The 10,917-nt window shown below is 68.2% G+C and carries 11 protein-coding genes; 5 read left to right on the top strand and 6 right to left on the bottom strand.

Translation table 11 applies throughout. The annotated features are described in order from the left end of the window. The first annotated feature begins 128 nt into the window (after window positions 1-128). From G6N77_RS06350 to fabF, 5 genes are all read left to right on the top strand, one after another. Window positions 129-1,376, top strand: coding sequence for a PucR family transcriptional regulator (locus G6N77_RS06350; RefSeq protein ID WP_165181176.1), 1,248 nt, complete (start codon window positions 129-131; stop codon window positions 1,374-1,376). Between the two features lie 127 nt (window positions 1,377-1,503). After that, window positions 1,504-2,445 (top strand): ACP S-malonyltransferase, encoded by a 942-nt coding sequence (locus G6N77_RS06345; protein ID WP_165181175.1) that lies wholly within the window; start codon window positions 1,504-1,506, stop codon window positions 2,443-2,445. Continuing rightward, window positions 2,442-3,503 (top strand): beta-ketoacyl-ACP synthase III, encoded by a 1,062-nt coding sequence (locus G6N77_RS06340; protein WP_165181174.1) that lies wholly within the window; start codon window positions 2,442-2,444, stop codon window positions 3,501-3,503. Before G6N77_RS06345 ends, G6N77_RS06340 begins: the two co-directional genes overlap by 4 nt. A 97-nt stretch (window positions 3,504-3,600) precedes the next feature. After that, complete coding sequence (locus G6N77_RS06335) at window positions 3,601-3,846, top strand: acyl carrier protein (RefSeq protein ID WP_038462997.1); 246 nt, start codon at window positions 3,601-3,603, stop codon at window positions 3,844-3,846. Between the two features lie 130 nt (window positions 3,847-3,976). Next, complete coding sequence (gene fabF / locus G6N77_RS06330) at window positions 3,977-5,236, top strand: beta-ketoacyl-ACP synthase II (protein ID WP_165181173.1); 1,260 nt, start codon at window positions 3,977-3,979, stop codon at window positions 5,234-5,236. 145 nt (window positions 5,237-5,381) lie between these two features. Here fabF and G6N77_RS06325 read toward each other — a convergent pair whose 3' ends face one another. The 6 genes from G6N77_RS06325 to G6N77_RS06300 all read right to left on the bottom strand — a co-directional run bounded on the left by G6N77_RS06325 (window position 5,382) and on the right by G6N77_RS06300 (window position 10,817). Then, window positions 5,382-5,885: a DUF3145 domain-containing protein gene (locus G6N77_RS06325; protein WP_165181172.1), complete on the bottom strand. Its 504-nt coding sequence runs from the start codon at window positions 5,883-5,885 to the stop codon at window positions 5,382-5,384. 225 nt (window positions 5,886-6,110) lie between these two features. Next, window positions 6,111-7,046 carry a tyrosine recombinase XerC gene (locus G6N77_RS06320; protein ID WP_165181171.1) on the bottom strand — a complete coding sequence of 312 codons (936 nt, stop codon included), beginning with the start codon at window positions 7,044-7,046 and terminating at the stop codon, window positions 6,111-6,113. A gap of 80 nt (window positions 7,047-7,126) precedes the next feature. Then, on the bottom strand, window positions 7,127-7,657 hold the full coding sequence (locus tag G6N77_RS06315) for a macro domain-containing protein (RefSeq protein ID WP_165181170.1): 531 nt from the start codon (window positions 7,655-7,657) through the stop codon (window positions 7,127-7,129). A gap of 35 nt (window positions 7,658-7,692) precedes the next feature. Continuing rightward, window positions 7,693-8,835, bottom strand: a complete 1,143-nt coding sequence (gene dprA / locus G6N77_RS06310) for a DNA-processing protein DprA (RefSeq protein WP_165181192.1) — start codon at window positions 8,833-8,835, stop codon at window positions 7,693-7,695. 71 nt (window positions 8,836-8,906) lie between these two features. Then, window positions 8,907-10,460 (bottom strand): YifB family Mg chelatase-like AAA ATPase, encoded by a 1,554-nt coding sequence (locus G6N77_RS06305; protein ID WP_165181169.1) that lies wholly within the window; start codon window positions 10,458-10,460, stop codon window positions 8,907-8,909. Continuing rightward, entirely contained in the window at window positions 10,461-10,817 is a 357-nt protein-coding gene (locus tag G6N77_RS06300) for a YraN family protein (protein WP_165181168.1), read from the bottom strand. It abuts the gene before it with no gap. Window positions 10,818-10,917: the final 100 nt, after the last annotated feature.

Below are 10,917 nucleotides of genomic sequence, written 5' to 3'. Positions count from 1 at the left end.
TCGGGGGGATGGAAACAACTCCACGCGCGCCCCGTTCCGCACCCCGGCTCCGGCCAGTGCGGCGGGGCGCGCCTTGTTGAATCCACACAATTAACCATTACGGGGGGCAAAGGACATATCCTCAAGGAATGGCACCCAAGACCCAACGTGCGGCAACATCCCCGGCAGCGGCTCCGGCCGTGGCGAAGACCTCCGAGACCCTGAACCGTCTCCGGGCCAACATTGGGCCGCTGTCCACCCTGATGTTGCGGGAGCTTGAGGGCACCCTGCCGTGGTACAGGCGGTTGAGCGCCGATGAACGGTCGTCCCTGGGGCTCGTGGCCCAAAATGGCATTTCCGCATTTGTGTCCTGGTACGAGCACCCGTCTTCCCCCAGCTGGGTGCTCTCCGATGTTTTTGGCACGGCACCCACCGAACTGACGCGGTCCATCAGCCTCCAGCGCGCCCTGCAGCTCATCCGGACGGTGGTCCAGGTGGTGGAGGATCGGGTGCCTGAGCTGGCCAGCGCCAACGACCAGGTGGACCTGCGCGAAGCCGTGCTGCGGTACTCCCGCGAAGTGGCCTTTGCCGCCGCCGACGTCTATGCCCGGGCCGCGGAAAACCGCGGGGCCTGGGACACCAGGCTTGAGGCCCTCGCCGTGGACGGGATCCTGCGCGGGGAAAACACCGATGCCCTGCAGTCCCGCATTTCAGCCTTGGGCTGGACATCACACAGCCGCTTCACCATCATGGTGGGCCCGGCACCTGCCGAAGCCGATGCCACGTTCCTGGCCACCCTGCGCCGGGCCGCCGGACGTTTCGCCTCGGACGTGATGGTGGGCATCCAGGGCGACCGGCTCATCCTGGTCCTGGGCGAGGTGGCCGACCCGGAAACTGCCTACCTGCGCCTCGGCGAACTGTTTGCGCCCGGACCCGTGGTGTACGGCCCGCTGGCCCAGACCCTGGCGGATGCCACGGCATCGGCCAAGGCGGCCTTTGCCGGCATGGCGGTGGCACGTGGCTGGTCGGCGGCGCCGCGGCCTGTGTCGGCGGACGACCTGTGGCCCGAGCGGGTCATTGGCGGGGACGAGTCCGCCCGCAGGGCCCTGCTCACCCACATTTACCGGCCTCTGGTGGCTGCGTCCAACGGGCTGGTGGACACGCTGAACAGCTACCTGCAGCTGGGGCATTCCCTCGAGGCGGCCGCCCGCGACCTTTTCGTCCATTCCAACACCGTGCGCTACCGCCTGCGCAGGGTCTGCGACGTCACCGGCTGGGACCCGCTCATTCCCCGGGAGGCTTTCGTCCTCCAAACCGCCCTCGTGGTGGGCCGGCTGGCCGCTCCCGCCCGCCAGTCCGCGGACCGCCCTCCAGACCGCACGGCCCCGCGAAGCTGAACCGGCAAACTGCGCTCCCGCAGCCCGAAGCAACGGACCGTATTGTAGACTTCCTACAAATCATCCCCATGAGCTTGGTGTGCGAAAACACCATGCCCCTGCCCCTAAGTTTGGAAAGCTGGTTACTGTGCTTGCAATAGTCTGCCCTGGACAGGGTTCCCAAACTCCCGGATTCCTTTCGCCCTGGCTTGAACGCCCCGGCACCGAGGCCCGGCTGGCTGCCCTCAGTGAGGCCGCCGGCATTGACCTGCTGGCCCACGGGACCACCTCGGACGCGGAGACCATCAAGGACACCGCCGTCGCCCAGCCCCTGATCGTCGCGGCCGGGCTGCTCGCCGCCGAGGCACTGCTGGATGCCCCGCTGGCTGCCCTGGACGTGGTGGTTGCCGGGCACTCCGTTGGCGAAATCACGGCCGCCGCGCTCACGGGAACCCTTTCCAACGCCGATGCCATGGCCTTTGTGCGCGAACGCGCCAACAAGATGGCCGACGCCGCCGCCGTCACCCCCACCGGCATGGCCGCCGTCGTGGGTGGGGACCCGGAAGAAGTCCTGGCCGCCATTGCCGCCGCCGGGCTGGCCCCGGCCAACATGAACTCCAAGGGCCAGACAGTGGCCGCCGGCACGCTGGAGCAGATCGCGGCACTCGTCGCGGCCCCGCCTGCCAAGGCCCGCGTCATCCCCCTCCAAGTGGCCGGCGCCTTCCACACCCACCACATGGCACCCGCCGTCTCCGCACTGGAGGCCCTGGCGCCGTCCCTGGCCACCCATGCACCCGCGGTGCCGCTGCTCTCCAACTACGACGGCGCCGAGGTCCGTTCCGGGGAAGCGGCCCTGCAGTCGCTGATCGCCCAGGTGTCGCGGCCCGTGCGCTGGGACCTGTGCATGGAGACCATGTCCGCCATGGGCGTGACCGGCTTGATCGAATTGACGCCGGCCGGCACCCTGACGGGCCTGGCCAAGCGCGGCATGAGCGGTGTTGCCACCGTTGCCGTGAAAACCCCCGCCGATTTGGAATCCGCAAAGCAACTGCTGGCCGCGCACGCCCAGCGGAAAGAAGGAACCGAGTGAGCACGCCCACGCTGAATCAAAGCACCCTCCGCAATGGCTCACGCATTGTCGGAATCGGCGCCTACCGCCCCAGCCTCATCGTCACCAACGAAGACGTCTGCCAGTGGATTGACTCCTCCGACGAATGGATCCGCCAGCGCACCGGCATCATCACCCGCCACCGCGCGCCCCGCGACGTGTCCGTGGTGGACATGGCTGTCGGCGCCGGCAACGAGGCCATCAAAAACGCCGGCATTGAGCCCTCGCAAATTGGCGCCGTCATTGTCTCCACCGTTTCCCACCCCTACGCGACGCCGTCGGCCGCTGCCTTGATTGCCGAGCAGATCGGCGCAAACCCCGCCCCGGCCTTCGACATTTCCGCCGCCTGCGCCGGCTACTGCTATGGGATTGCCCAAGGTGACGCGCTGGTGCGCTCCGGCACGGCGGAATACGTCCTGGTAATCGGCGCCGAGAAGCTCTCCGACGTCATCGACAACCATGAGCGCACCATCTCCTTCCTGCTCGGCGATGGCGCCGGCGCCGTGGTGATCGGCCCATCCGACGAACCCGGCATCAGCCCCGCAGTGTGGGGCTCCGACGGCAGCAAGTGGGATGCCATCGGCATGACGCACTCCCTCATGGATGTGCGCGACTTCAGCGAACAGGCCATGAAGGGCGACGACGTGGCGCTGGCTGCCGCTGACGAAGCCCACGCCACTCTGTGGCCCACTCTGCGCCAGGACGGCCAGACCGTGTTCCGCTGGGCCGTGTGGGAGATGGCCAAGATGGCCAAAAAGGCCTTGGACGTTGCCGGCATCACCGCCGCGGACCTGGGCGCGTTTGTGCCGCACCAGGCAAACATGCGCATTATCGACGAGCTCGCCAAGCAGCTCAAGCTTCCGGAACACGTCATTATTGCCCGCGACATTGCCGACGCCGGAAACACCTCCGCGGCGTCCATCCCCCTGGCAACACACCGGCTGTTGGCGGAGAACCCGGAGCTTTCCGGTAAACTCTCGCTTCAGATCGGCTTTGGTGCCGGCTTGGTGTTTGGCGCGCAAGTAGTTCGCCTGCCCTAGCGCCAGCCAGGCTCCCGGACCAGCAGGTGCGGGGCGCTGCCCGGCAATGACCCAATTCCCGATTTTTTACGTAAAAACACAACATAAGGAGCCGTCAATGGCTAGCAACGAAGAAATCCTGGCTGGTTTGGCCGAAATCGTCAACGAGGAGACCGGCCTGGCCCCCGAAGCTGTCGAGCTGGACAAGTCCTTCACCGATGACCTGGACATCGACTCCATCTCCATGATGACCATTGTGGTCAACGCCGAGGAAAAGTTCGACGTCAAGATCCCCGATGAGGAAGTCAAGAACCTCAAGACCGTTGGCGACGCCGTCAGCTTCATTGCCGGCGCGCAGGCTTAATCCCGAACTGCAGAGCCCTTTTCCGCTAGTGCGACACAGGGCAAAAGTGAATGGCCGGTTCCACGTTTGGTCCGGCCATTCACGGCATCACACTGTTGTCCTGAACCTTTTCTTTTTAGAGAGTTGAACCATGGCCCGCAAAGTAGTCATCACTGGACTTGGAGCAACCACGCCTATCGGCGGGGACGTTCCGACGATGTGGCGGAACGCCCTCAAGGGTGTTTCCGGCGCCCACACACTTGACGACGAGTGGGTGGAAAAATACCAGCTCCCCGTACGCTTTGCGGCCCGTGTCACGAACCCCGCCTCCGAAACCCTGAGCCGCGTCGAAGCCAAGCGCATGGACCCCTCCACGCAGTTCGCCGTGGTGGCCGCCCGTGAGGCCTGGAAGGATTCCGGTCTGGAGGAGATCGACCACGACCGCCTGGCCGTGGCCTTTGCCACCGGCATCGGCGGCGTGTGGACGCTCCTGGACGCCTGGGACACCCTGCGCGAAAAGGGCCCCCGCCGCGTGCTGCCGATGACGGTGCCCATGCTGATGCCGAACGGCCCCGCCGCCGCCGTCAGCCTGGACCTGGGCGCCCGCGCCGGCGCCCACACCCCCGTTTCCGCCTGCGCGTCCGGCACCGAGGCCCTGCACATCGGGCTGGAACTGATCCGTTCCGGCAAGGCCGACGTGGTCATGGCCGGCGGCGCAGAGGCTGCCATCCACCCGCTGCCAATGGCCGCCTTTGCCGCCATGCAGGCCCTGTCCAAGCGCAACGACGACCCCGAGCACGCCTCGCGCCCCTACGACATTGACCGTGACGGCTTTGTCATGGGTGAAGGTGCCGGCGCCCTGGTGCTCGAGGCCGAGGAGCACGCCCTGGCCCGCGGCGCCCGCATTTATGGCGAGCTGGCCGGAACCTCGGTGACGGCTGACGCCTACCACATCACGGCCCCCGACCCCGAGGGCCTCGGCGCCACCCGCGCCCTGAAGGCAGCCCTGTTTGACGCCCGCGCCCAGGCGGAGGACGTGGTGCACGTCAACGCGCACGCCACCTCCACCCCTGTGGGCGACCGCCCGGAGTACACGGCCCTGCGTGCCGCCCTGGGCGACCATGTGGACAATGTATGCGTCTCAGCCACCAAGTCACAGACGGGACACCTGCTGGGTGCCTCGGGCGCCGTTGAATCGGTGCTGACGGTCCTGGCCGTCTACCACCGCCTTGCCCCAGTCACGATCAACCTGGAAAACCAGGACCCTGAGATCCCGCTGGACATTGTCACGGGCACCCCGCGCGAGCTGCCGGAGGCCCAGGTCATGGCCCTGAACAACTCCTTCGGCTTCGGCGGCCACAACGCCGTGGTGGCCATTCGCAGCACCGGCGCGAAGGTCGAGATGGCCTAGCCGACCTGTTCCGGACAAGCACGACGGCGGCGCCCACCTCTTGAGGTGGGCGCCGCTTCTGCGTTGAGATTGGAGATAACCACGCCCCGGTGGGGCGGGGGCCGCGGTGCGGGGGTCGCGGGGCGGGGTCCCCGTGGAGGTGGGGTCAGCCGACGTGGTGGAGCCAGCGCACGGGGGCTCCTGCCGCCGCGTGGCGGAACGGCTCGAGTTCCTCGTCCCAGGCTTCACCAAGGGCCAGCGATAGTTCCTGGTAGACGGCGGAGGGCACGCCCTTGCCGGCCTCGTAGGCGTAGCGGATGCGGTCTTCGGAGACCATGATGTTGCCGTGGACGTCGGTGACGGCATGGAAGATGCCCAGTTCCGGGGTGTGCGACCAGCGGGATCCGTCCACTCCCGCGCTGGGCTCCTCGGTGACCTCGTAGCGGACATTGGCCCAGCCGCGCAGGGCGGACGCAAGGCGCGCGCCAGTGCCGGCGGGGCCGTGCCACACGTACTCCGTGCGCAACACATTGGGCGCAGCGGGCTGAGCAGTCCACTGCAATCCCGTGCGCTGGTCCATCACGCCGGCGATGGACGACTCAATGTGCGGGCACATGACAGCCGGAGCCGAGTGCACGAACAAGACACCGCGCGTCAAATTGACAGTCATTCCATCCTCCATTGCAGTAGGTGCGTCTTCCCCAACGACCTTCTAACGGATGAAACCCTGTGTTGCGCGGAGCTGCTGCAGCCCTCCCCTGTTGTCTGTGACGAAGTGTATAACAAACGACCGCCGCACCGCGTGATTTCCCGCGCGGGGCGTCGACTCCCTCCCATTGTGCCCCAGCCTGCCCGGTTGCGCCACCGCAGCGCCGCAGCCAGCGGCCGAAGGGAGTCAGGCCCTCGGGTGGGCCTGTTTGTAGCCGTCGCGGAGCCTGTCCACGGAGACATGGGTGTACAGCTGGGTGGTGGCGAGGGAACTGTGGCCGAGAATTTCCTGGACGGCGCGCAGGTCGGCGCCGCCGTCGAGCAGGTGCGTGGCGGCTGAGTGCCGCAGAGTGTGCGGCCCGCTTGCGGAGGTGTCGCCCAGGCGGCCCAGCGCCTGTTCGACGACGCGGCGCACAGTGCGCTGGTCAATCCGGCCTCCGCGCGCGCCCAGGAAGAGGGCCGGGCCGCTGGCGTCCGTGGCCAGGGCCGGGCGGCCCGAAGCCAGCCAGGCACCCACGGCCCGGGCCGCAGGGACGCCATAGGGCACCACCCGCTCCTTGCTGCCCTTGCCGAGCACCCGCAGCATGCGGCGCTCGGCGGACAGATCGTCCACGTCTGCGCCCGCCAGCTCCCCCACCCTGACACCCGTGGCGTAGAGCAGTTCGACCATGGCGAAGTCGCGGAGGGCGGCGGGCTCCCCGTCGGCGGCGGATGTTTCCAGACCCTCCATGAGCCGGCCTATTTGCTGCTGCTGCAGCACGGCAGGCAGGGCATGGTCACGCTTGGGCGCCTTGAGGCGCAGGGCCGGATCCAGCTCAAGCAGTTCCTCACGGACGGCCCACGCCGTGAAGCTGCGGACAGTGGCCGCCCGCCGGGCCAGCGTGGAGCGTGACAATCCAGCGGCGCTCTGGTCGCCGAGCCACCGGCGCAACAAGGCAAGGTCCAGCTGGTCCAGCGACGTGACTCCCTCGGCGACGGCGTGAAGCATCAGGGCGTCAATGTCGCCCCGGTACGCCCGGACAGTGTGTTCCGACCGGCCCCTTTCAGCGGACAGGTACCGCGCAAAGCCGTCCGCGGCATGGGAGAGCCCGGACGGCAACTGGGCGCGTTCTTCTAGGTCCACACCACCACTGTCCGCTGATAGTTCCGGCTGGGCAAGCTGCCCCGCCGACTTCAAGGAAACACCCCCAAGAAAACAGTCGATCAGTCAAATGCTTCCCGGAACGCCTGCTCCAGCCGGCTCGAAAACGCCACCAGAATAACGGCCGGGGGCAGTTGCAGGGAGTACCGGACGCCCTGCCGCCTGGCATCGTCCAATCCGTCCCGCGCTGCCTGGCCCACTTCCTGGGGCGACCAGCCATATACGCCCCCGCCAACGGCCGGAAACGCCACTGTCCGTGCGCCGAGCCGGCCGGCGAGCAAGGCAGAATTGGCAAAGCACCGGGCCAGCACGTCACGGTCCACCTCCCCGGCGAACCTGTTCGGCCCTACAGTGTGGATGACCCATTTGGCCCGCAGCCGCCCTGCCCCGGTGGCGGCGGCCTCCCCCGCCGGCAGGCCGTCCGGATACCGGGTCCTGCGCAGTTCCCGGCATTCGGCCAGCAGCTGCGGACCGGCCGCCGCGTGGATGGCCCCGTCCACGCCGCCGCCGCCCAGCAGGCTGGAATTGGCCGCATTGACGATTGCGTCCACGTCCAGGGTGGTGATGTCCGCCTGCACAATGCTGATGTCCATGCGCAATACACTAACAACCCCTTCCCGGCTGCTGTTCAGACGGCACCGCGCTGCCAGCCGTTGGTGGCGCGCCGGGCAAGGCCCATGAGTTCCAGCCGGCCGAGACCGGCCAGCACAGTGGCCATCCCCAATCCGGCCACGACACTGAGCTTCTCGGCGGACGTTGCCGAACGCAAGGGCAGGGCATCCAGGAGAAGCAGGTCCTCCACCCCCAGGCCGTCATGCAGGGCAGTTGCGGCATCCGGTTCTTGTGCCAGGTTGTTCCCCGCCGATCCCGCCAGCTCGGCTATCTCGGCGGCATCCGTCACGCAGACGGCAGCCCCTTCCCGCAGGAGCCGGTGGCAGCCGGCCGAATTGGCCGAATACACCGATCCCGGGACGGCACCGACGCTGCGGCTGAGCCCTTCGGCGTGGTGGGCAGTGTTGAGGGCTCCGGACCGCCAGCGGGCCTCCACCACCACTGTCACCTCGCAAAGTGCGGCGATGAGCCTGTTGCGCTGCAGGAACCTGTATCTGGTGGGATTCGTGCCCGGCGGAACCTCGGCCACCAGGGCACCTTGTTCAGCAATGGCCCGCAGCAGCCCCTCATTGCCCGGTGGATAGAACCTGTCCAGGCCGCCCGCCATGACCGCCAGGGTGGAGGGCGACGCGCCACCCCCTGCTGCGGCGGCCAGTGCACCCCGGTGGGCGTTGGCGTCAATCCCGTAGGCACCGCCGCTGACAACGGTAAAGCCGCGCTGCACCAGGGAGGAGGCTAGCTCGCCCGTGACATTGGCGCCGTAACTTGTGCTGTCCCGCGAGCCGACGAGGGCAATGCACCGGCGTTGCTCCGGGATGCGGGGCAGCTGCCCGCGCATCCACAAGGCAATGGGTGCGTTGAGCTGGAGGTCGTCCAAGGCCGGGGGCCATTGCGGATCCTCGGGGATCAGCAGGCCTCCGCCGAGCCGCTCCATCACGCCCATGTCCCGTTCGGGGGCCAGGCTGGGCAGCCGGGGGCGCCACCGGCCCAGGGCGTCCGCCAGGCCCGGCCAGCGTGCCGTCCCCGCTTCCGACAGCAGTGACGTCATCTCCACCTCCAGCACGGGGCTGGAGGACACCCCGGCGCGGATGAACGCAAGCGCCTCCTCCGGGCCGGCCGCGGCGATCAACGCCATTCCGGCAAGATCGGATGGCTCCATGAGCCGCGTCAGCGCCGCCCGTGCCAGCCGCACGCCGCCGGCCACGGCGGTTGCAGGCTCCTTTTCATGGTTCACAATCCTTCTCCTCGTTGTCTCAGGGTCAGCGCCAGGCCGACGTCGTCAGCGTTTGGTTGTGTGCGCCCGGACAGATCCGCCACAGTCCAGGCCAGGCGCAGGACACGGTCGTAGCCGCGCGCGGTCAGGGTGCCCGCCCCCATGGCCCGGTCCAGGAACTGGGTGTCCTTGGATGCCAAGCGCAGAGGACCGCGCAGGATCCTTCCGGTGAGCTCGGCGTTGTGGAGGAGTCCAAATGGACGGAGCCTTTCCCGCTGCACCTCCCGGGCGGCGGCCACCCGGGCGGCCACTTGGGCCGTGGACTCCCGTGGCGCGTCGTCGGACAGCTGGGACAGCTGGACTCGGTGCACCTGCAGCTGGATGTCGACCCGGTCCAGCAGCGGGCCGGAAAGCCTGCCAAAGTAGCGGCGGCGGGCCATGGCCGTGCACTCACAGGCGATGCCCTTGCCCGTCGCCTTCCCGCACGGGCAGGGGTTCGCGGCCAGGACCAGCTGAAAGCGTGCCGGGTAGGCCGCCGTGCCGGCGGAACGGTGCAGCACCAGCTCCCCGCTCTCCAGCGGCTGCCTCAGCGCGTCCAGGACCCGTTTGTCGAATTCGGGTGCTTCGTCAAGGAACAGGATGCCCTGGTGGGCCCGTGACGCCGCGCCGGGCCGGGGAATGCCGCTGCCGCCGCCAATGATGGCCGCCATGCTGGCCGAATGGTGCGGCCGCTCATACGGCGGGCGCCTGACCAGCGCAGCTATGCCCGAGCCGCCGCTGTCGAGGGAGTGGATGGCTGTCACTTCGATGGCTTCCCTGTCGTCGAGCTCGGGAAGCAGCCCGGGGAGGCGTTCGGCCAGCATGGTCTTTCCGGATCCCGGCGGGCCGACCATCATCAGGTGGTGGCCGCCCGCGGCCGCGATTTCCAGGGCCATCCGGGCTTCGGACTGGCCGGCCACCTCGGACAGGTCCACGGCGGCCCGCAGGTCCGGGCCGCCCTCCTGGGCTTCCCCGCCGTCGAGCGCGGGGGCCACGTTTTCCTGCACAAACACCAGGTGCTGGGGATCGGCGTCGAAATCCGCTGCGACCTGGGCCAGGGAGGCGTACCCGCGCACTTTGGCGCCGGCCACCAGGCGCGCCTCGGCAAGGTTCGCCTCCGCCACGACAAATTCCCTGCAGCCGGCCCTGTGGGCCGCGAGCACGGCCGGCAGGACGCCGCGGACGGGCCGCAGCCTCCCGTCCAGGCCCAGTTCGGCCAGGAACACGGTGCCGCCTGTCCGGCGCACGTCCCCGGCCGCATCCAGGGCGGCCATGACGATGGCCAAGTCGAAGCCGGAACCCTTTTTGGGCAGCGACGCCGGGATCAGGTTTACCGTAATTTTGCGCCGGGAGAGCGGAATGCCGGTATTTTGTGCCGCCGAACGGATCCTTTCCCGGGCCTCGTTGAGTGAGGCGTCGGGCAGGCCGAGCAGGACAAAGGCTGGCAGCGTTTGGCCAATGTCCGCCTCGACCTCCACGACATGACCGTTCAATCCGACCAGGGCCACGGCGAGGGCCCGCCCCATGCCCACCTACTCCACATCCTTGAGGTGGTCGATGCGTGGCGTACCGCGGCCGTCCATGACGATCCCGACGGCGTCGATGCGCAGGGACCCGATCACGTGCCGGTGTTCGCGTGCCCAGCTGACGGCCAAGGTGCGCAGCCGCCGCACCTTGGCTGCCGTCAGGGCCTCCAGCGGGTCGCCGAACCGCAATGACCGCCGGGTCTTGACCTCCACGATGACAAGCTCGGTGCCATCCAGGGCCACCAGGTCGATCTCCCCTGACGGACAGCGCCAGTTGCTGTCAATGACGCGCAGCCCCGTGTCCTCCAGGTAGTCCGCTGCCAGCCGTTCGCCCGCGCGTCCCAGTTCATCCTTTGCATTCATTGCTACCTCCACTTCCCAGCGTGGCGAACAAACACGCACGATGGGGCGCCGCTGTGCAATTTGTGGATGGCCGAGATGCCGGGACCGCCTGTGGAGGGGG

The organism is Arthrobacter silviterrae (assembly GCF_011045165.1).
Lineage (GTDB): Bacteria > Actinomycetota > Actinomycetes > Actinomycetales > Micrococcaceae > Specibacter > Specibacter silviterrae.
Note: the sequence above shows the minus strand (reverse complement) of the source record. Positions and strands in the feature narration are given on the sequence as shown.

Excerpts from the sequence above, each read along its gene's own strand:
- G6N77_RS06325 (WP_165181172.1), bottom strand. The coding sequence starts at position 5,885 with ATGACTGTCAATTTGACGCGCGGTGTCTTGTTCGTGCACTCGGCTCCG.
- G6N77_RS06335 (WP_038462997.1), top strand. The coding sequence starts at position 3,601 with ATGGCTAGCAACGAAGAAATCCTGGCTGGTTTGGCCGAAATCGTCAAC.
- G6N77_RS06315 (WP_165181170.1), bottom strand. The coding sequence starts at position 7,657 with ATGGACATCAGCATTGTGCAGGCGGACATCACCACCCTGGACGTGGAC.
- G6N77_RS06350 (WP_165181176.1), top strand. The coding sequence starts at position 129 with ATGGCACCCAAGACCCAACGTGCGGCAACATCCCCGGCAGCGGCTCCG.
- fabF (WP_165181173.1), top strand. The coding sequence starts at position 3,977 with ATGGCCCGCAAAGTAGTCATCACTGGACTTGGAGCAACCACGCCTATC.
- G6N77_RS06300 (WP_165181168.1), bottom strand. The coding sequence starts at position 10,817 with ATGAATGCAAAGGATGAACTGGGACGCGCGGGCGAACGGCTGGCAGCG.
- dprA (WP_165181192.1), bottom strand. The coding sequence starts at position 8,835 with ATGGAGCCATCCGATCTTGCCGGAATGGCGTTGATCGCCGCGGCCGGC.